Source organism: Borrelia turcica IST7 (assembly GCF_003606285.1).
GTDB classification, from domain to species: domain Bacteria; phylum Spirochaetota; class Spirochaetia; order Borreliales; family Borreliaceae; genus Borrelia; species Borrelia turcica.
Genome location: NZ_CP028884.1, coordinates 230,283 through 252,099 on the forward strand (window position 1 = coordinate 230,283; position 21,817 = coordinate 252,099).

A 21,817-nucleotide genomic window follows, 5' to 3' on the forward strand; every position below is an offset into this window, starting at 1 on the left:
AAAGTATCCTCCTAAATTTTATTAATTATCAATCGATTAATTACCATTTATTATTCAAAGCAAAACTGCTCTTATTCTTCTTATACCTGAAGAAGAAGCTTGTTCTTTTTGTATCTTAAAAGTACCAAGCTCACTAGTATTTTTAACATGAGGACCACCACAAACTTCAATTGAAAAACCATCTATTTCATAAACACTCACAATATCATCATATTTTTCACCAAAAAGAGCCATAGCACCCCTAGCCATAGCATCATCCAAGCTCATTATAGATTTTTCTACAGACAATGCATTCTTTATTTGTAAGTTGACAATATCCTCAACCCTTTTTATCTCATCATCTGTCATTTTGTGAGGATGACTAAAATCAAATCTCAGTCTTTCTGCTGTAATATTACTTCCCCTTTGTCTTACATGCTCACCCAATACTAATTGAAGTGCCTTATGTAGTAAATGAGTGGCTGTATGTAACTTAGTGGTTTCATATGTACAATCAGCAAGTCCTCCCTTAAAAACCTTATCACCTCCCTTCTTAGAAACCTCTTGATGCTTTCTAAAATGTTTTTCAAATCCTATTTTATCTACATTAAACCCATGCTCAGACGCAAGTTCTTCTGTTATCTCATAAGGAAATCCATAAGTATCATAAAGTCTAAAAGAAAACTCACCAGGTATTTCCTTTGATGATAATTTTTGAACCAGTTTAACAAATTCTTGCTCACCCTGACGCAAGGTTTTAAAAAATTTTTTTTCTTCTTTACCAAGCTCATTCTTAATAAAATCCTTCTTATCTGTCAATTCTTTATAAAAAGATTTATAAATTTCCTCAACAGAATCAACAAGGTCTGCTAAAAAATGAGACTCTATTCCAAGTTTTTTTGCATATCTAATAGCTCTCCTAATGATTCTTCTTAAAACATAACCCTGTCCCACATTAGAAGGAAGAACTGCAAAATTATCAGCTAAAATAAAACAACTCGCTTTAATATGATCTGCAATTATTCGAATAGCCCTATCATCCTCTAAATTTTGTCCATAAACTCTTCCAGAAACTTGCTCAATCCTTTCTATTATGGGTGTAAAAGCCTCTGTATCATAAACCGAAGATTTTCCTTGCAAAAATGTAACTGTTCTTTCAACTCCCATACCTGTATCCACACACTTTCGAGCCAATTCTTCATAATGTCCTTCCTCATCCTTCCTATATTGCATAAAAACATTGTTCCATATTTCAAAATATTTACCACAAGAACATGTAATATCGCATTCACTGGAACATTTATCTATTCCCGTATCAACAAATATTTCAGTATCTGGACCACAAGGTCCCACATTCCCAACAGGGCCCCAAAAATTATGCTCCCTTGACAGATAAAATATCCTATCCTTAGGTATGCCAAGGCTCTCCCACACACCAGCTGTCTCCGTATCTCGTGGAATGTTCTCATCACCTTCAAAAACACTAACATAAAGTTTATCTTTTGGAATATTTAAATAATTAGGCGAAGTTAAAAACTCAAAACTATATTTTACAGAGAGCTCTTTAAAATAACTACCAAGAGACCAATTCCCTAGCATCTCAAAAAAAGTTAAATGACTAAAATCTCCAACTTCATCAATATCTCCTGTCCTTAAACACTTCTGAACATCAACTAACATATCTCCAGATGGATGCATTTCTCCAAGAAGATAAGGAACAAGAGGTTGCATACCCGCTGTATTAAAAAGTACAGTAGAATCATTATCAGGTATTAAAGACTTACCCGATATTTCACAATGTCCCTTACTCTTAAAAAATTCTATATACTTTCTACGTAGCTCATCAAGTTTCACTAAATAAACTCCTCATTTTTTCTATATATTATTAATTCGCCCTTTAAAGTCAATTCCTTAATATAACTGACAAAGGATGTCGTCATTTGCTTGACATCCTTTTTCTTTACTTTCTTTAAAAAAGATTCTTCTTCTAAAATAATTTCTTTACGCCTCCTTGAGACATTTAAAAGCATCTTATTCCTAATCTCATCTCTTTTATCCTTAATAATCATCGCAATATTGTTATCTGTAAATTCCCTTAAAATGTTATGCATATCATTATCCGCAATGCGCAATATTACATCAATATCAAATATCTTTTCCTTAATCTCACTATCTTTAATAGGATCAAAAGCCTTCATGTCAATATTATTTAAAAGATTCTTCTCATCCTCAGAGTCCATATAGCTTAAAATATCAACCAATATCTTAGAACCATCTAGTTTTTCAGTCTTAAGTCTACCCTGCATTTCAAACCTACTCTTAAGTCTATTAGAAATAGTCTCAACCATATCCATATTGAATTGTCTTGGCTTGGCAAGTTCTTTAATAAATTGTTTCTTAATATCTTCCTCTAGCATAGAAAAAACATACTTTTTCTGCTCCTTAGCTAAGTAATTATATATTATAAGGAGAGTTTTTACATTTTCAGCCCTAATTAAAGACCAAAGTTGCTCATGCTCAACACTAGATAAATAATCAAAAGGTAGGAAAGGATCAACTCCTGTAACCCTTTTGTAAATCTCTTTTGCCTTTGATTTACTCAAAGACTTATTTAACAACTCATAAGTAAATTTATCGTCAATCTTTAAAAATTTGGTCTCATTCCTGACTAACTCTTCAAACTCTTCAATAATTCTCTTTTTGTCTTCAGGAGTAATATACTTAATTTTTGCTATTTCCTTGGTAATTGAGATTATATGAGCATCATCAAGCTCAGCCATAATCTCTGCCGATTTTTCAAGACCAATAGCTAAAAAATACTTTGCGATTTTTGCAACCTTACTTTCTTTACGAATAAATCCTAGCTTTTGAGCTTTCCCTCTAAGAGAGTCCTGTTCATTTAAAGGCATACTCTTATCTCTCTTAATAAGATTGATCCAAGATTTAAGCATTGAACCCTGTATTTCAGTATCAGAAACTTTATTACTTAAATTTTCTTTATCAATCTTATTAAAAGTTTTAGCTCCTAAGTTTTTCGCATTTTGATATTTAGAAAGTCTAGGGTCCTGCATAGACCCCCTCAATATTTGTAAGAACTAACAAACGAGAACATACATCAAAAATCTTAGCTGGACATTCCCGCAAAGAAATTTTTGCATTTAAAAAATTTTCCAAAGCTGCCTTCTTTTCATCTCCCATAAAAAGCAAAACACAAGACTTAGATAATTTCAAAGATTTAGGAGTTAAACTTATTCTTTTAGACGGAAGTTTTGGGGCCTCATATTCATACTGGTATCCTTCCATCTCAGAAAACAAAAGTTTTCTTGAAGGAAAAAGGGAGGCAATATGTCCATCCTCACCAACAGACAAAATACTAATATCTAATCTTGTAAACCTAGAATTGAATTCAATATTATAACTATGAATAGAAGACACTTCATCAAACTCATTATAAATAAATGGATGCAAATTAGAACTATAGATTAAATTTTTTTCTATCATTTTAGAAAAAAAACCCTCACTTAATAGCTTAAAATTACTATCATCACTATTTAAATCAACACATCTCTCATCTACTAAAAAAAAATGAGATTTTTTAAGAGAATAATTATTCTCATCAAAAACATTTAGAAAAGAAATAATATTGCGTCCGCCACAAATCCCAATACTAGTAAAATCATCTTGATTAACATTATTTAAAAAAAAATCAAAAAATCTCTTCTTTAAATCACTCTCTTTATTAGAATATAAAAATTCCATTATCCTTCCTTTAATAAATCTTAATCTAAATAATAAGAAACTGTAGTAACAACTCTTAATATCTTCTTTGAATAAAGCTCATGACTTCCTAAGCTTCTATCAACTGGAAGAAATTCAAAGTATCCTTGATTTGCATTTTTAATTTTTCCCAAAGTAGCACCTGAATTATTTGCAAACTCTAAAGCTGCTAATTTAGCCTTTTTAATGGAATCTGCCAACATCTCGGGCTTAACATCATTAATCCTATCAAAATAATAACTTGGGCCAACATTACTAGTTAAAAGTACTCCCTTATTGTAAAGCTTAATAATATTATTACTTGCCTGTTCCATCTTATCAATATCTTTAGTATGAACATTTAAAGATGCATAAGCACTATATTTATAAACAGTTCCTTGATAATTCCCAATATTAAAATTCATAGATCCAATCTTTATATCATTTTCATTAAATCCATAACTAACAAAAAACTCTTTTACTGCCATCAAATTTGCATTATTTAACCTATTAATTTCATCCACAGTATTTCCAACTAACTCATATTGTAAATTCCAACTTGAAGAATTTGACATAACCTCTCTTTCACTTAAACCTTTAACAGTAATATAATTTTCATTCTTAGTCCCAATATTTTTTATACCATTAGATATGATGAATGATGATAATAAAAATACTAATGATGATAATAAAACTAATACCCTAACCATCACTACAACTTTTCCTCCTGCCTGTTTTAAAAAACAAATTGTTAAATTAAGAAACTTATTTTAACATATTATGTAATGTTAATAAAACGAAAAATATCAATAGCACCAATGGTAGATATTACTGATGAACATTTTCGATATTTAATAAGATTATTTTCAAAAAAAGTTACTCTATATACTCCCATGATTTCCGCAAAGTCAATCATAATGGGAAATTTAAACAAGGTCGTAAAGCAAACACCTACCGATTCTCCAATTGCAATCCAAATAGCAACAAACTGTGAAAATGATGCTGCTAAAGCAATAGAAATTCTTGAACACAAATTCAATTTTGATGAATATAATCTCAACATTGGCTGTCCATCATCTCGAGTACAGCATGCTAATTACGGAGCCTGCTTAATGAAAACACCAACCCAAGTAGCAAAAATCCTAGAAGCTATGAAAAAAAATACAAATAAGCCAGTTTCAATCAAAAACAGAATAGGAATAAGGGATAATGAGAGAGAATATAGTGAGGAAACTTACACAGAGCTTAAACAATTTGTAGAGGAAATTGCATCATTTGAAATAAAAAATTTTATTGTCCACGCACGGATAGCAATACTAAATGGATATTCTCCTAAACACAACAGAAATATTCCAAGTCTTAGACACGAATTTGTATATAAATTAAAACAAGAATATAAAAATTTATTTATTGAAACAAATGGAGGGATTAATAATAACAAACATATAAAAGAACATTTATTACATGTAGATTCCGTCATGATTGGAAGAGCAGCAGCAGAAAATCCTTATTTCATTGCAACAGCTTCAAGAGAATTCTTGGAAGAAAAAGAACAAATCCCAACAAGAGGGGAAATATTATTAAAAATGGCAGAATATATTAAAGAATACAATGAATATTTTTCAATCAATACAGTACTAAAACATATAATGGGAATAATGTTTGGCAAAGAGGGTGCTTGTAAATTCCGACAAGCCCTAACAGCACCCTTTCCTAAAAATCTTAAAAATCATGAAATACTTCTAAAAGCAATTGAAAACTTAAAAGATAACATCTTACAATCTAATTCTTAGGTGATATATAATCAAATCCCGTATATTTAACCAAATTCTTAGGAATTCTAACACCTCCCTTTTCATCTTGAAAATTTTCAAGTATAGCAATAATAGCTCTTGTTGAAGCTATTGCTGTTCCATTCACCATGTGCACAAATTTATTATGACCTTCTTCTTTATATCTAATCTTAAGGCGTCTTGACTGATAATCTGTACAGTTTGAAGTGGAAGTGACCTCTCCATATTCTCCCCTCTCTCCTCTACCCGGCATCCAAGCCTCAATATCATACTTTTTGTAAGCTGGCGCACCAAGGTCAAAAGTACAAACATTTAAAACTCTATAAGGGATTTCAAGCTCACTAAAAATCTCCTCTTCTAATGCTAAAAATTCATTATGAATATGTTCAGACTCCTCACTCCTACAAAAACAAAACATTTCAACCTTACTAAATTGATGGACTCTATAAAGACCCTTAGAAAATTGCCCAGCCGCCCCAGCTTCTTTCCTAAAACAATGTGAAAGTCCTGCCATTTTTATTGGAGACTTAAGGTCAAGTATCGTATTATAATAATATCCGCCTAGAGTAATCTCAGCTGTACCAATAAGATATTTATCTGTATTCTCAATTTTATAAAAATTACTCTCATTACCACGAGGATTAAATCCAATTCCATCAACTACAAATTCCCTTGCAACATCAGGTGTGATAAATAAATCAAACCCTTTAAGCTTAAGTTTATTTAATGCGAAATTAATCAATGCAAGCTCTAAAAAAACACCCTCATTCTTAAGATAATAAAACTTATTACCACTTACTTCCCGAGCCTTCTCAAAATCAAAAAGACCCAAATTAACTCCAATTTCTATATGATCTTTTGGCTTAAAACTAAATTCTGGAATGACTCCTGAGTCTCTTATTACAACATTTCCTTCCTCACTATCACTAACAGGCACATCGGGAGCAGAAATGTTTGGAATTTTCTTGTGTTCAACTAAAAGTTTAGACGTTATATGCTCTAACTTTTCCTCTAAGGCTGTAATTTCCAATTTTAATGCCTTGCCACTTTCTATTAAAGATTGCCTAATAGAATCATCAACTTCCCCCTTCATAGCATTAGCATTTTCATTTCTAACAGCACTCAGTTCACTTATCTTAGTAACAAGCTTCCTGCGTTCATCATCAAGAACAATTAAGATGTCAATATCTAATTCAAGACCTCTATCTTTAAGATTTTTACGAACAAGATCTAAATTATCTCTTATAAACTTCAAATCAAGCATTAAGGAACTCCCAAAATAGATTTAACTAAAACTAACTAAACTAAAAGACAATTTAAATTTAAAATAATCTATATTAATTAGCATAAGAATTATTATATAATAATTTGAGAATAATAATAGATTAACTTTACAGGGAGAAAAATTGCTTTATGGTTAAATCACCAACAGTAAAAAAAATTTTCATGTTAATATCTTTATTAATGATTTTTACAAGTTGTACAAAAAAACCTAAAAATATCAATTTTAATGATATTAGCGCAAGTTACAATGAGACTGATGAATTAGTTATTTCATCAATTTCCGCAGAAGAAGAATCGGACTTGTTTAAATACCAAATTAGAATACCTAAAGTAGTACATAATTTAACAGAAAATAATAGCCTTCAAGAATTCAATGACGAGATTCAAAATTATGCAAATGAAACTGTCAAAAACCTAGAAAGCATATCTTTAACTCCTAAAAAAGATTCTAACAAACCAAGCTTAAAGCTAGATTATGAAATTTACCATGGATACAACATATATACAATAATATTATCTGCAACTCAAGATATAAACGACATATCCATCACAAATTATAGAAGTTATTATATTAGTGACACTGGAGATTATATATACAACATAGACGACATCATTGAAGTAAAGGAGGCCTTTCCTTACTTTACTCAGAAAATTAAAGAAAAAGCACAGTCAAACGACTTGCTCTTCGATTTACAGCAAGCAGTGATTTATTTTGAGAATAAAAACATAGTAATAAAATTACCTCCTTATGTATTCAATTTAGATGACACAGAAGATACAGATAATATATTCGAATTTAGTGAAGAGGAAATAGCAAGATATATTAAGGATAAAATCAATCAAAAATGAAGAGAAAAAAAATTTTCAGCTTAATCTCAAAAACCTACTTGGAAGAATATGATGCTGAAGGATGTTATTTTAAACATGAAAGTGGTTTAGAAATATTTGAACTTAAAAGCAATACATTTAAAGAAAATGCTTTTGGCATAGCATTTAAGACACTTCCTTTAAATAATACTGGAGTTGCTCATATTTTAGAACACACAATTTTCTGTGGTTCAAACAAATATAGAATAAAAGATCCTTTTCTTTATTTGATGAAAGGAAGCTTAAATACTTTCTTAAATGCAATGACATTTCCAGATAAAACTTTATACCCAGCAGCATCCACCCTACAGAAAGACTATTTTAACTTATTTAAAGTATACGCTGATTCTGTTTTTAATCCATTGCTTAAAAAAGAAGCTTTTATGCAAGAAGGTTATAATATTAATCCCAATAACTTTAAATTATCTGGAATTGTTTTAAATGAAATGAAAGGTATTTATTCTAGTAGAAATTCTTTAATTAACGAAATTTCAACTAATTCTTTATTTTGTGAAGGAACTTATAAATACGACTCAGGAGGCAATCCTGTTAATATTATTGACCTTACTTATGAAGAATTTATTGAATTTTATAACAAACACTATACGCTTGAAAATTGCAAAATATTTTTATTTGGAAACATTGAAACCGATAAAAACCTCAATTTTATTGAAAAATATATAATAAGACCTTATAAAAAAGAAAAATTAAATATTACTTATAATGTAGATAAAACAAAAAGATGGAAACAAGGTAAACTACTAAATTATTGCATTCCAAAAGAAAATGAAAATACACTCGGAGTATACGCAATAAATTGGCTATGTGCTGATATTCAAGATATAAAAGACAATATTGGACTTGAAATTTTATCAGAAATTCTCCTAGACGATTCTTGCCAATTCACTATAAACATGCTAAAGAGCAAAATTGGGGACGGAATAGATGACATTAGTGGAATCAACACAGATATAAGGGAATGTGTATTCTCTTTTGGATTACAAAATGTAATTCCAGGAAAAGTGGAAGAATTCAAAAATAGGGTTTTTAGTGAACTTAAAAATCTTGTTAAAGTAAAAATTCCAAAAGAACTAATACAGGGTATTCTTTTTGGTTATGAATTTGAACTAAAAGAAGAAAAAGGACAAGGACTGGCTATCTCATTAATGATTAAAAGTCTTAAAGGATGGTTACATGGAATGCATCCCTCTGATACTTTAAAACTTAATTGTTATTTGGATGAGATTAAAAATAAACTAGAAAAAGGTGAACCTTACTTTGAGCATTTAATAGAAAACTATCTACTCAATAACAATCATTACACATTAATTAATTTCACCCCATCAGATGAAACTCTTAAGGAAATGGAAGAGAAGATTGAAAAGAAATTGCTGGATAGAGAGATTAAAATTAAGAAAAATCCCGAAAAACTTGCAGAATTCACAAAAGACTACAATCAATTCAAAAATTATCAAAAAAAGAGGGATCTTAAGTCCGATATTAGTAAACTTCCAATGCTTAAAATAGAGGATTTACCGAAAGAAGTTGAAAAAAGTTTAATTCTTAACGAAATCTCCGAACTTAAGACACATACGTTCGAATTAAAAAATAATAACAACATTTTTAATGTATATTTATTTTTTAAATTAGACTTTTTAGAAAAAGAAGATTTTATACTTCTCTCTTTGTTTAAAAGAGCTATTCAAGATTTATCTACTAAAAATTATTCCTATGTAGAATTAAATAATAAAATTCAAAATACTTTAGGACAATTAAACATATATGAAAGTTATGAAGAAGATATTAATGGTACTATTATCAATTTATTTAACATAAGTTTTAAATCATTTAACAACAAAATAAAAGAATCATTTACATTAATTAAAGAAATTTTAATTAATGTAAATTTTCATGATTACGATAGATTAAAAGAGGTAGTCTTAAGTCTTAAAAATGATTTTAAATCAATCTTAATCCCTAAAGGACATACCTTCGCAATAACAAGATCAGAATCAAAGCTAAGTTTAAACAAATACTTAAGAGAACTCCAATTAGGAGTTACAGGAAGAGAATTTTGGCAGAAAATCAAAACAGACATAGAATCCCTCAAAGAACTTGCTTACAGTTTAGAAAAAATAAAAAACAAAATAATTTTAAAAAATAATTTTTCATCTCTCATAATAGGGAACACCAATGATGTGATTAAAAAATTGGAAGGCGAATTATTTATATTAAAAGAAAGTTTAATTGAAAAAATTTATGCAAATACCTTAAGTACAATACGGGCAGTAAATGAGCCACTAAAAGAAATAATTATTATTCCATCAAAAATATCTTTCAATTGCATGAGCTTTTTAAGCTATAAAATAACGGATGAAAATTATCCAAAAATAAACTTCTTAGCACATATATTAAAAAGCGGAATTTTCTGGGAAAAAATAAGAGTTATGGGTGGAGCTTATGGAGCATTCGCATCAATTACAAACGGAATATTTTCTTTTGCATCATATCGAGATCCTAACTTTGTAAAGACATACCAAGCGTTTGAAAAATCGTTAGAAGAATTGGCTAATAACAATAAAATCAAAAACGAAGACCTCTACACATATTTAGTAGGAGTAATCGGCCTTAGTACTAATGTCAAAACAAAATCAAGAGAAATACTTGAAAGCTATAAGAGAAAACTATTAAACATTAGTGACGAATTAAGACAAAATATTAGAAATTCTTACTTTAAAATAACAATAAAAGACATTAAAAATGTATCTGAACAAGTATTAAATCAGCTAAAACAAAAAAATAGCATGACTTCTCTTACCAATAATGAAACGTACGAGAATGAAAAAGAAAAGCTAGAAGAGCTTATTGGAAAACAATACAAGGTAAAAAAAATATATTAATTAAATAAGAAAAATGAATAATTTTAAGCTTTTTTATACTTCTTGTTAAACTTATCAATCCTACCTGCTGCATCAACAAATTTTTGCTGACCTGTATAAAAAGGATGTGACTTACTTGTAATCTCGACAGTAATCAATGGATACTCTTTATTATCACTGTATTTAATTGTTTCCTTTGAAGTTAAAGTAGATCTAGTTAAAAACATTGTATCATTAGACCCATCCTTAAACACTACCAAATTACTTTTAGGATGTATATTCTTTTTCATAAAGCCTCTCTATTAACTTAATTAAAGTTTAATTTAAATTAAAAACAAAGTCAATTTTATTAATCCCCATTACTCATAGTCTTTAGGAAAATTTCATTATTTTTACTTTTTTTCATCTTTTCAACCAAAGCCTCAACACCTTCATAATCATCAACACCACCTAAAATCTTTCTAATAAGTAAAATTTTAGAACGCTCCTCCTCATTCAAAAGCAATTCTTCTTTTCTTGTGCCTGATTTCTTAATATTAATAGCAGGGAAAAGTCTTCTGTCTGCCAAACTCCTATCAAGGATTAGTTCCATATTCCCAGTGCTCTTAAACTCTTCAAAAATAACCTCATCCATTCTACTTCCAGTATCAACTAAAGCGGTAGCAATAATGGTAAGACTGCCCCCTTCTTCAATATTTCTAGCAGAACCAAAAAATCTTTTTGGCTTATGCAAAGCATTAGAATCAACACCGCCAGAAAGTATTTTACCGGAAGTTGGCATAGTCTGATTGTAAGCTCTTGCAAGCCTTGTAATAGAATCCAAAAGAATAACAACATCCTTTTTATTCTCAACAAGCCTTTTTGCCTTCTCAATTACCATCTCCGCAACCTGTACATGCCTGCTAGCTTGCTCATCAAAATTAGATGCAACCACTTCACCTCTAACACCACGAATCATGTCAGTGACCTCTTCTGGTCTCTCGTCAATAAGTAAAATCATCAAAATAATGTCTGGATAATTAGTAGTTATTGCATTAGCAATTTTTTGAAGCAAAGTAGTTTTTCCAGCCTTTGGGGGCGACACTATTAAAGCTCTCTGTCCCTTTCCAATAGGTGCAAAAAGATTAATAAGCCTTGTAGAAATATTACAATTTTCATATTCAAGATCTAACTTTGAACTAGGATATAAAGGTGTTAAATTATCAAAAGGTATTCTATTTTGTGCAAACGTAGGATCTTGGTCATTAATACTCTTAATCTTAATCATGGCAAAAAATCTCTCGCCATCCCTTGGAGACCTAATCTGCCCATATAAAATATCACCTGTCCTTAAATTAAAAAGCCTAATCTGAGACGGTGAAACATAAACATCATTACCTCCTGAAAGATAAGAATTAGATGCTGTACGCAAAAATCCATATCCATCACTTAAAACATCAAGAACCCCAGTAAATAAAACACTAATATTATGTTCTGTTAATATCTTAACAAGTAAAAATATTAACTCTGTCTTTTTCATCGTTACTGCAATAGTATGGTTAGTTCCAAGGCCTTCAACAACTTTCCTAACCTCAGTAATGGGCTTATCATAAAGAGTGTTTATAGTTATGCTATCCTTGCCGCCTAAAAAATTAACAATGTTACTCTGTTCAAGAGTTTTAATACTGTTTTCTAAGTCCGGATTAGATATATCATAATCAAAATCTGAAGAAACTCCATTAACTACCCTCAATCGCTCATCATCAGATTTTTTAGATAAACTAGAAGCTTCTTTCTTAGCCACAACTTTAACTATCTTTTTCTTTGAATTATCTTCAATTTTTAGCTCTTTAGAAGAATTTAAACGTTTCATTTCATCCTCTAAATCAAATTCCTCAAATTTTTTATCCATAATCTCCTCTATGAGACAAATTTTTAAGAAGGGTTTATAAAAAGCAATATTTAAACCATTAATACTAAATAGAAAACATATAAGTTATTTCATTGAAAAGTATCTTTTATTTGTGAAACTGTAAAAGCAAACAAATCTATGCTCTCATTAGATTTAATCATCTCACATTTACCATCAAAGACTATATTATCATTAATAAATATTTTTTTTGTCTTAATATCGCCATATATCTTACAACCACTATTTAAATAAACCTTATTACTGGCATTTACATTTCCCTTTAAAATTCCTTCAATTATCAATGTATCGCAAGTTATAACATCTGTAATAACTTTACTGTTTTTCCCTATAAAAAGTATTCCTCTCCTAGAAGATATCTCACCCTCAAAAGACGAATCAAGATATAAAGCACCTTCAAACTTTAACTTTCCTCTAAAAATTAAGCTTGCATCCAGCCTGCAATCCCACTTATAATCATCTCTAATATCAGGAGACATTAACTATCCCTTATATCCCCATACTCGCTCTTTTAAGTCTTTGCCTGGACGAAAATAAGCCACATAGTGATCATCAACTCTAACATACTCACCAGTCTGAGGATTACGAGCATTCTGACGTCCCTTCCTCTTTCTAACCTCAAATGTACCAAAAGACCTAAATTCTATGACATTATTAAGACAAAGGCTATTCTTAAGCTCTTCAAAAAAAGCATCAACTACAAGTTTTATATATTTTTTTTCTATTTTTTCATTATTATTTTTAATATTTAAATCTATAAGATCAATAATATCCGACTTAGTAATCTTGGGTCTTCTTGAAAAAGACATAAACTATTTCCTTATTTTAATAGCAAAGTACTCAAATTTGATTTCTTACGAGCAGCTTTATTCCTATGAATAATTCTTTTCCTCGCAGCAGTATCTAATTTTTTTGTAACAAACTTAAAAAATTCCAAAGCTTCCTCACGTTTTCCGTCTCTTACCATCCCAATACAACGCTTTTCTATAGTCTTTAATTCGCTCTTAACACTTGAATTTCTCAGATTTCTCTTTAAGTTCTGCCGCACCCTCTTTAATGCTGATGGATTATTTCCCAAATCAAACTCCTTAATACAGCTAGTATGATAATAAATATATCAACTAATCAAAATATAGTCAATCTACAAATTAAGTTACCTTATTGCAATACTTATAAATATATGCAAAATCCCTCTGCATAGAATAAGACATTTTATTATCTCCAATAAATACTCTATTAAGTTGATTCCTACACCTATTATCATCATAAATAAAAGATAAATAATCATTCTTCTCTAGCTCAGTACTATTAAGAAATACATTTTTAAAAAATTTATAAAAATATTCTTTTCTAGAAAATATTTTTCTCTCATAAATAGAAGTTTCTCTAAACTCATAAAAAATAACCAAATTCTTTATGACTAAAATATCTCCTATTAAAACCTTAATGTCAATAAAAAAAATAAACAGAAATATGATTATATTATTAAATGAAACATAGTAAATAAAAAGACTAATCAAAATTCGAAATAAAAGAGTAACCAAATAAATACTCGATACATAATACCTTTTCGGAAATTCTTGAATTTTTGCAATAAACAAGTCAGATCTCATGCTTTTAAGTTTTCTGAAAAACTCAATCAAATAATCCTTTCTTAAAAAGCAAACTTTTATTTTTCGACCATTACTTAAGCCCAAAATTAACATATTATCTAATAATCTCTTCTTAACCCATAAAATATCATTAAAATCAAAATTAATTTGGGAATACAAATTTTTATATAAAATACTATTATTCCTAAATTCAATGTCATAGTAATATCTTAAGTAAGAAATTACTACAAAAATATTTATTAATATCAAGCAAAATACAAAAATGCCAAATATATCTTTATACAAAGAAATATAAAATATAGCAAAACCAGCATTAAAAACAAAAATTAAAATTAATCTGATTGTATAAAAAGATATTTCATTCATATTGATATTATTATTTAAACATTAAATTTAAAGAAAATTATGTCGCCGTCTTTTACTAAATAATCTTTCCCCTCAAGCCTAAGTTTCCCCTTTTCCTTTAAATTCTGCACACTCTGAAATTCAAGCAAATCATCATATGAATACACTTCTGCTTTAATGAAACCTCTCTGAAAATCACTATGTATTATCCCCGCAGCTTCTGGAGCTTTCATTCCATCAATAAAAGTCCAAGCTCTAACTTCCTGAACACCAGCAGTAAAATAGGTTCTAAGACCTAAAGTGTAATAAGCTTTCTTTATTAAATTATTAAGTCCGCTATCCTCTATTCCAAGAGAAGTAAGCATCTCTTTCCTCTCATCCAAATCATCAACTTCAGTAAGTTCTGCCTCAATTTTGGCACAAAGAATCAAATAATCATTACCTTCCCTTAAAGCAATATCTTTTACAATATCTGTATATTTATTACCACAAAGAGAATTTTCATCAACATTGCAAACATATATAACTTTTTTAATGGTCAAAAGATTTAAAGATTTAATAAACTCATTTGCAAATTCATCAAAGACAAATTCAACTGCCGGTCTAACATCCATTAAATGCTTTTCAAGTTTCTTAAGCATCAAAATAATTCTCTTTGAGTTCTCACTAACCTTTTTATCAGCACTTTTTGTATTTTTTTCATTCTTTAAAATACTTTTTTGTACAGTATCAAGATCTGCAAGACAAAGCTCTGTGTTAATTGTGCTTATATCTCTTTCTGGATTTATATCTCCATCAACATGAATAACTTCTCTATCTTCAAAACACCTAACAACATGTACAACAACAGAAACTTCACGAATATTAGCCAAAAACTTATTACCCAGTCCCTCACCTCTAGAAGCTCCTTTAACAAGGCCTGCTATATCAACAAACTCCATTACAGCCGAAATAGTTTTTTTAGGTACAATCAAACTTACAATTTTTTCAAGTCTCTCATCAGGTATTGCTACCATGCCCATGTTTGGCTCAATAGTACAAAAAGGATAATTGGCAATCTCCGCCTTTGTTGATGTTAAAGATGAGAATAAAGTAGATTTACCTACATTAGGCAATCCCACTATTCCTGCATTAAGCGCCATAAATAAAACCCCCAAAACCTAATTAACAAAATATGCAAATTCTCCCCTACCTGTCTGCTGATTAAAATTGATTTCAACCGATAGATTAAAATATCCATTAGGTTCCTGTGTACCTGGATAGTTGTATTCAAGTAAATAAGTACCCGTCTTCTGCTCTAACATCAAATCACAAACCCTAGATACTCCCTCATAAGATGAAAAAGGAATCACAGCTCCTCCAGTTTCATCTACCAAATATTGTAATTTAGGGTCAATAGGGCTATTTCCAAACAATATCAAATAAAACCTAATATCATTATTTTTATAATAATTTAAAATAGTGCCTATAGAATATGTATCAAAAGCAGAACGACTTAAAGCTCCATTATTAAAATAAAGAACAGCTCTCTTTGAACTCCTTGACATAAGTTCAGAACCTGCAAGCTTTAAACTCACATCTGTCTTCACATAAGTTGAATCATAAGACCCAAGAGAATTTGTCTTATTAATAGTGCTTAATAAACTCTCAATATTATCTATTAAAGGCACGCTCGTTGCATTTACAAAGCTAAATTTCTTATTCTTCCCCTTCTTTATAAGGGTATTTATACCCATAATCTGCTCTGCTTCATACTTTTTCATACCTAAAGATTTATCAAATACAATTGCAATATTCATCTCATTAGAAAGATTAACATCATAAGCAACTTTGGGTTTAACAATATAGTATGCTTCATTAGCAATTGCAAAATTTTCACTCTTAAGCCCTATAACTGGCAATCCATTTCTACTACTAACATTAAGTTCAACATAGATTTTAGAATCTCCATCTCTAATTACTCGTCTAATATCAACATTTAAACTATCATAAATACTAACATCACTTTTATAAATCGAAATTTTTGCCTTATTAAAGTCTGAAACAATAATCTGATTATTGACATCAATAATTGAAGACGAAATTTTTGAATCAATGTTATCTGCTTTTAAAAGTTTAGCAAACGTCTTTCCCAAAACATTATACTTATAAACACCATATCTTGAAGATATAATAATATTATTTCCATCAACATCGCTACTAAGCCCTTCTATACCCTCAATAGAAGTTTGAGCAGAATATAAATGATTACCACTAGTATCGAAAACTTCAATAGAACCCTTAAGTGCATCAGCAACATAAATATTCCCATTTAAATATGTAACACCAGTAGGTCCTAAAAGCCCCATAAAACCTACTGTTTTAACGCCAAAATGCAAAATAAAATTACCCTCAGTATCAAATTTACTTATTCGTTTATTCCCCCATTCACTTACATAAATATAATTTCTATCATCAATAGTCATATATTGAGGAGCAAGTAGCTCGCCAACTTTTGTTCCCTTCTTCCCAATAGAACCTTTTTTAACACCAATCGTTTTATCATAAATACCAATCTCATCTCTTGAATAAAGAGTAACATAAAGTAATCCACCAAGCTCAATTACATCATAAGGTGACTTTAAATAACTAACACCATCCTTAACTAAAACATCAACATTATTGTTAACATCAAAATGTAGAATCTCATTTCCTACAAAATTAACAGCGTAATATCCACCATATTGATCTGCTTTCAAAGACGTAAACTGATATCCATGTGGTCGCCTGTATATAAAATTATCAAGGGATGCCACTCTAATAAGTCTTTCAACACCAAGTTCGTGATCTAAAAATATACCTCTTCTTTGTTCAATAGTAGAGATTAATTGCCTAAGGTATGCAACCTTATACCCTTGAGATTGTAAATTTCTCCATTCCATCAAAGCTTCTTCAATATATCCCAATCTATAATAAACATTACCCGTCCAAAAATGGTAATCGAGGTTATTAGGATCAAAACTTAAAACCTTTTTAAGAGACAACAAAGCATCATCATAAAGTCCATTATTATAAGAATTAAGAGCCCATTTAAATTCTTCCTGAGCATCTTTATTTGTAACTATTCCCTGAGAATTTAAAATGAATGTACTTCCAAAAAGAAAAACAATTATATTAAAAAACAACATCATTTTTTTATCCCTAAGCAATACTGTTTACAATTGGTGTTATTATATTTTGCATACTATATATTATACTATGCAATATTGCATATTAACACCTACACTTACTATGCAATATATTTTTATAAATAATAAAAAAGAGGAAAAATGAAAACAAAATATCTCTATCTAGCCTTATTCTCCGGCATTCTTACAACTTTAGCAATTCCAAACGAAATAAAAGAAACAGGATTTTCAACTATTGGTCTTTTTGCATACATACCACTTTTCATTGCATTAATTCAAATAAAAGACAAAAAAACTTTAATTAGCATAACTGTCTTTTATTTTTTGGTAGCAAATAGCCTACAAAATTTTTGGCTTGCTTTTTTTCATTACTTTGGGTTATTAACATTCTTGGGAGCAATAGTAGGGTACATGCCTTACTCTTTTGTGTTAGGATATTTGTTATATTATTCTCTTAAAACTTTTAAGAATAAAACATTAATTTTAGCTATGCTTTTTACTCTTTACGATTACTCAAAGTCCGTTGGATTCTCAGCATATCCTTGGGGATTCTCAGCTTTTATGGTTAGTAACTTCAATGATTTAATACAAGTAGCTGATATTTTTGGAGTCTTTTTTGTATCATTTATTGTTTATTTTTTTAACGCAGGACTTGCAAATCTTTTAATAAAACAAAGTAAAATGAACATATCAAGTGCCCTTTTCTCTACGATGTTAATAGTTGCATCTTTTACTTATGGAATGATTAAAAAAATAGAAATAAATCCAATATTAAACAAAGAAATAGATACTCTGAGTATTGCAGCAGTTCAACTTAATATTGACCCCTGGTTGCCTGGAAATTATAAAGAAAGTGTTCAAAGATCTATTAAGCTTACAAAAGAAGCTTTAAAAGAAAATCCAGATACGGAACTTGTACTATGGAGTGAAGGGGTACTAACCTTTCCCTTTAATTCTTATAAAGAATATATTCATCATAATTTAGACTTACTTGCACTATACGATTCAATAAATGAATTGATATTAGAAAGCAAATCTCACTTTGTTATTGGTTCACCTTCAAACATAAACCAAAGATTAAGAACACATCAAAATTCGGTCTATGCAATAAAACCTAACCTTACTATAGAAAATATATATTCTAAGATATTTTTAGTTCCATTTGCAGAAAAAGTACCATTTTACAATTATGAACTTGTAAGAGAATTTTTTATTAAAAATTTTGGAATCTCAGGGCAAACTAGTGGAAATAAGCTTGAAATATTTAAATTAAAGAAATTCCGTTTAGCTCTTTTAATATGTTATGATGATGCATTTACTGACCTTGCAAGAGCTTATAAAAAACAAGGTGCAAATTTATTACTAAACTTCTCAAACGATTCTTGGTCAAATACAAATTCATCGGAATGGCAACATTTTGTAGTAGCGAAATTTAGAAGCATAGAAAATGGCATTAAAACAATTAGAGCCACAAATTCTGGAATAACTACAATAATCAATGAATATGGAGAAAACATAAAAAGTTTAGAAACATTTAAAGAAGGATACTTAACTTCCAAAATCAAACTGTCTCCAAAGGTCATAACAATTTACGAACATATTGGAGACTTATTTATATACATGCTAGCAATAATGCTTGTAATAATGACACTAAGATTTTATTTTATTGAAGAAAGAACCCATTTATCACCCTTTCTTTGAAAGCTTAAGGTCTGATTTCCACTCCAAAATGGAATGTTTTTAGTAACATTATTTTTCTTAGTCTTAACTCGAACATTGTAAGAAACATCGGTATCTTTAATAATTTTTAAAGATTTTAAGTCATAAAAATCATCAACTGAAAGATAACTTAGTTCATCCTTATCAATACCACTTGATACGCCCTCTAATTTTGAAATAAAAGTATCCTTAGCCTCAACCTTATCCAAAACTTTAACCTCATCTGCCATAACAGAATTTAGCAAGCCAACATTTTGTAAAAGAAGAGCTCTTGCAAATTTGTTAAACTGAAATTTAACCGCCTGTTCTTTATGATTCTCTCTTGCCTTCTCAGCAATGTATTCTATTTTAGGGGCATTTGTAAGCTCATTAATCTCAATCTTATCATGAGTTATCCCTGGAATCTCATCAAGTCTAACATCTTCAAACGCAAGGGATTTAGTTTCTCCCTCCATGCTCATTTTAGAGTCAATTTCTTCTATAGCACTTTTAAAGTCAACCTCTTCTTTAAGTCTAGGATAAATCTCTAAAGCCTTCTTCTGAAATTTTTTTCCCTTCTTAACCTTACCAACATCAATGTATCTCTGTCCTACTTCATAATAAAAAATAGCAAGTTCTTTTTGTTTATCATCAATTACAGAATTACTCTTTGCAAACAAACTCGAAAAAACCAAAGAAAAAAATAAAAAAAATAATACCAATTTTCTCATGCCAACCTCCAACAAAATGTAGACCTTCCCAAAACAATAAACAATAAATTATAAACAAATTATATTACAAGTTTATCTTTAATTAAAGAAATAAGTTTGTTTTTGTGCTCATCATCAAAAATATTTATATCGTCATATTCAAGTCTCAATTTAGGGGACAAATTATAATTATCATACCAACTCAAATACTTAGTGTTAAGATTATCAAGGTACTCTCTAGGAATTCCTGTCTCAAAACTTCTATTTCTATTCTTAATTCGTCGTTCAGCTTCATCAACGCTACAATCAAGATAAATCATCAATGCAGGTATCTGAGAATGTTCCAACATATTATCAAGTAAATCAAGATATATTCTATATTCGTCATCAGACATATATCCACCTTCATTTAAAAGAGTAGCAAATACACGATCACCATAAATAGATCTATCAAGTATGCCTCCTTTAGTTCTAAAAATAGCCTTTATGAGCTTAAATCTCTCATTTAAAAAATTAATCTGAACGGGAAAAGCCCATCTAGACTTATCCTTATAAAACTTATCTAAAATAGATAGTGTAAATTCATTATTCAACTCACTATAAAAAGGAATATTAAGCTCCCTAGACAAGATATTTCCAAGCGTAGTCTTTCCTGCTCCAATTAAGCCCTCAATTACAATCACCAAATTTGCCTCCGCAATTTAAATCAATATCCACATAATAGTGAAAAAATAAAATTATTTAAACACTCAAAAACATAGAATGTCTAGTAACAAAAATTTCAAAAATCATTAAAACTTTTTAAAAGAACTAAATCATTGACTTTAACTTTTTTAAACCATTGACATTAATAATGATAAAAAATAAAATTTTTAACATAAGAACTACTCAATTATTGTGGCTCTCATTTAGGAGAATATTTAAATGAATGTCAAGGCCGTAGTAACCGATTTGAATGGAACACTGCTGCTTCCTAATGGAACAATGGGGAATTTTACAAAAAATGTCATTAATCAACTCATTGAGGAAGGAAAAAAATTTTTCATTGCAACAGGAAGAAGTAAAAACGAAATAAAAGGATTAGTACAAAGTTTTAATTTACATGAAACAAACTATATTACTCTAAATGGAGGAAGAGTTTATGATTTCAATTGGAAAGAACTTATAAGCTATGACCTTGAGCCTTTAGTAGTAGAAGATATATTAAGAGATAAAAATTTTAAATATAAAGATTTTATTCACTGCATATACAAGATAAAAGACCAAGAAGATAAGTTATATATAAACATAAACGATTTACAAAAGATAAATACAGAAGATAACCTCATTGACAAATCAAATAGGAAATTCGAAAATATAGAAAAATTTGAAGATTTTAAAAATATTGTTGCATTGATAATAAGCCATCAAGAAGAGAAATTATTAGAATATGAAAATATCTTATTACAAAAATATAAAGGTAATATTAATACTTTTCTCTCAAATCCCACAACCCTTGAAATAGTGAATATTGGAGCATCAAAGGGGAAAGCAATAAAAGTCATAACAAATAGATACAAAATAGACCTAAGTGAAGTTGTTGCATTTGGAAACGGATTTAATGATTTAGATATGCTAAGTACCTCTGGTAAAGGTATAATGACAGAAAATGCAAATGAAAAATTAAAAAAAGCATTACCTAATATTGAAGTGATTGCCCCAAGTTGGAATGAATCTGTTGCTCATTATATAAATAACAATATTTTAATAAATCCAATAAAGATTACAGAAAGTTAATTTTAAAGTAAACTTAAATATTAAACATAAGGAGGTTAAAT

At 29.3% G+C, this 21,817-nt stretch carries 20 protein-coding genes; 5 read left to right on the top strand and 15 right to left on the bottom strand.

Annotated features, from left to right (window positions below):
* Positions 1-54 precede the first annotated feature (54 nt).
* The 4 genes from DB313_RS01125 to DB313_RS01140 are packed head-to-tail and all read right to left on the bottom strand — an operon-like array spanning position 55 to position 4,445.
* Positions 55-1,833 (bottom strand): alanine--tRNA ligase, encoded by a 1,779-nt coding sequence (locus DB313_RS01125; RefSeq protein WP_120104028.1) that lies wholly within the window; start codon positions 1,831-1,833, stop codon positions 55-57.
* A complete protein-coding gene (locus DB313_RS01130; RefSeq protein ID WP_120104029.1) occupies positions 1,833-3,050 on the bottom strand; it encodes a flagellar motor switch protein FliG in 1,218 nt (405 codons plus the stop codon). Before DB313_RS01130 ends, DB313_RS01125 begins: the two co-directional genes overlap by 1 nt.
* The gene (locus DB313_RS01135) at positions 3,037-3,738 is read right to left on the bottom strand and encodes a 6-phosphogluconolactonase (protein ID WP_174220832.1); all 702 of its coding nucleotides are present in this window, start codon (positions 3,736-3,738) and stop codon (positions 3,037-3,039) included. Before DB313_RS01135 ends, DB313_RS01130 begins: the two co-directional genes overlap by 14 nt.
* A 20-nt stretch (positions 3,739-3,758) precedes the next feature.
* Positions 3,759-4,445 (bottom strand): SIMPL domain-containing protein, encoded by a 687-nt coding sequence (locus tag DB313_RS01140; protein WP_120104031.1) that lies wholly within the window; start codon positions 4,443-4,445, stop codon positions 3,759-3,761.
* Positions 4,446-4,520: 75 nt separating this feature from the next.
* Between DB313_RS01140 and dusA the strand changes: the two genes are divergently transcribed.
* Positions 4,521-5,528 carry a tRNA dihydrouridine(20/20a) synthase DusA gene (gene dusA, locus DB313_RS01145; RefSeq protein WP_120104032.1) on the top strand — a complete coding sequence of 336 codons (1,008 nt, stop codon included), beginning with the start codon at positions 4,521-4,523 and terminating at the stop codon, positions 5,526-5,528.
* Here the strand turns inward: dusA and serS are convergent.
* Positions 5,518-6,792, bottom strand: a complete 1,275-nt coding sequence (gene serS, locus DB313_RS01150; protein WP_120104033.1) for a serine--tRNA ligase — start codon at positions 6,790-6,792, stop codon at positions 5,518-5,520. The two genes, dusA and serS, sit on opposite strands and share 11 nt — an antisense overlap.
* A 149-nt stretch (positions 6,793-6,941) precedes the next feature.
* Here serS and DB313_RS01155 point away from each other — a divergent pair, with 149 nt between their 5' ends.
* Positions 6,942-7,661: a hypothetical protein gene (locus tag DB313_RS01155; protein ID WP_120104034.1), complete on the top strand. Its 720-nt coding sequence runs from the start codon at positions 6,942-6,944 to the stop codon at positions 7,659-7,661.
* Positions 7,658-10,579 carry an insulinase family protein gene (locus tag DB313_RS01160; protein ID WP_120104035.1) on the top strand — a complete coding sequence of 974 codons (2,922 nt, stop codon included), beginning with the start codon at positions 7,658-7,660 and terminating at the stop codon, positions 10,577-10,579. Before DB313_RS01155 ends, DB313_RS01160 begins: the two co-directional genes overlap by 4 nt.
* A gap of 23 nt (positions 10,580-10,602) precedes the next feature.
* Here the strand turns inward: DB313_RS01160 and DB313_RS01165 are convergent, their stop codons facing one another.
* From DB313_RS01165 to DB313_RS01200, 8 genes are all read right to left on the bottom strand, one after another.
* Positions 10,603-10,848: a type B 50S ribosomal protein L31 gene (locus DB313_RS01165; RefSeq protein WP_120104036.1), complete on the bottom strand. Its 246-nt coding sequence runs from the start codon at positions 10,846-10,848 to the stop codon at positions 10,603-10,605.
* A 59-nt stretch (positions 10,849-10,907) separates the two neighbouring features.
* Positions 10,908-12,449: a transcription termination factor Rho gene (rho, locus tag DB313_RS01170; protein WP_120104037.1), complete on the bottom strand. Its 1,542-nt coding sequence runs from the start codon at positions 12,447-12,449 to the stop codon at positions 10,908-10,910.
* 89 nt (positions 12,450-12,538) lie between these two features.
* The gene (locus DB313_RS01175; protein ID WP_120104038.1) at positions 12,539-12,946 is read right to left on the bottom strand and encodes a bactofilin family protein; all 408 of its coding nucleotides are present in this window, start codon (positions 12,944-12,946) and stop codon (positions 12,539-12,541) included.
* A 3-nt stretch (positions 12,947-12,949) separates the two neighbouring features.
* Positions 12,950-13,276, bottom strand: coding sequence for an HU family DNA-binding protein (locus DB313_RS01180; protein WP_120104039.1), 327 nt, complete (start codon positions 13,274-13,276; stop codon positions 12,950-12,952).
* Positions 13,277-13,287: 11 nt separating this feature from the next.
* Entirely contained in the window at positions 13,288-13,545 is a 258-nt protein-coding gene (gene rpsT / locus DB313_RS01185; RefSeq protein ID WP_120104040.1) for a 30S ribosomal protein S20, read from the bottom strand.
* 70 nt (positions 13,546-13,615) lie between these two features.
* Positions 13,616-14,446 carry a hypothetical protein gene (locus DB313_RS01190; RefSeq protein ID WP_120104041.1) on the bottom strand — a complete coding sequence of 277 codons (831 nt, stop codon included), beginning with the start codon at positions 14,444-14,446 and terminating at the stop codon, positions 13,616-13,618.
* Between the two features lie 14 nt (positions 14,447-14,460).
* Positions 14,461-15,567, bottom strand: coding sequence for a redox-regulated ATPase YchF (gene ychF, locus DB313_RS01195; RefSeq protein WP_120104042.1), 1,107 nt, complete (start codon positions 15,565-15,567; stop codon positions 14,461-14,463).
* Between the two features lie 18 nt (positions 15,568-15,585).
* Positions 15,586-17,592: a tetratricopeptide repeat protein gene (locus DB313_RS01200; protein WP_120104644.1), complete on the bottom strand. Its 2,007-nt coding sequence runs from the start codon at positions 17,590-17,592 to the stop codon at positions 15,586-15,588.
* Positions 17,593-17,733: 141 nt separating this feature from the next.
* On the opposite strand from DB313_RS01200, the gene lnt reads away from it, so the two are divergent.
* A complete protein-coding gene (gene lnt, locus DB313_RS01205) occupies positions 17,734-19,293 on the top strand; it encodes an apolipoprotein N-acyltransferase (protein WP_120104043.1) in 1,560 nt (519 codons plus the stop codon).
* Here lnt and DB313_RS01210 read toward each other — a convergent pair.
* Positions 19,251-20,021, bottom strand: a complete 771-nt coding sequence (locus DB313_RS01210; RefSeq protein WP_120104044.1) for a hypothetical protein — start codon at positions 20,019-20,021, stop codon at positions 19,251-19,253. The two genes, lnt and DB313_RS01210, sit on opposite strands and share 43 nt — an antisense overlap.
* A gap of 59 nt (positions 20,022-20,080) precedes the next feature.
* Complete coding sequence (locus DB313_RS01215) at positions 20,081-20,683, bottom strand: deoxynucleoside kinase (protein ID WP_174220859.1); 603 nt, start codon at positions 20,681-20,683, stop codon at positions 20,081-20,083.
* Positions 20,684-20,924: 241 nt separating this feature from the next.
* On the opposite strand from DB313_RS01215, the gene DB313_RS01220 reads away from it, so the two are divergent.
* Positions 20,925-21,776, top strand: a complete 852-nt coding sequence (locus tag DB313_RS01220) for an HAD family hydrolase (RefSeq protein WP_120104046.1) — start codon at positions 20,925-20,927, stop codon at positions 21,774-21,776.
* Positions 21,777-21,817: the final 41 nt, after the last annotated feature.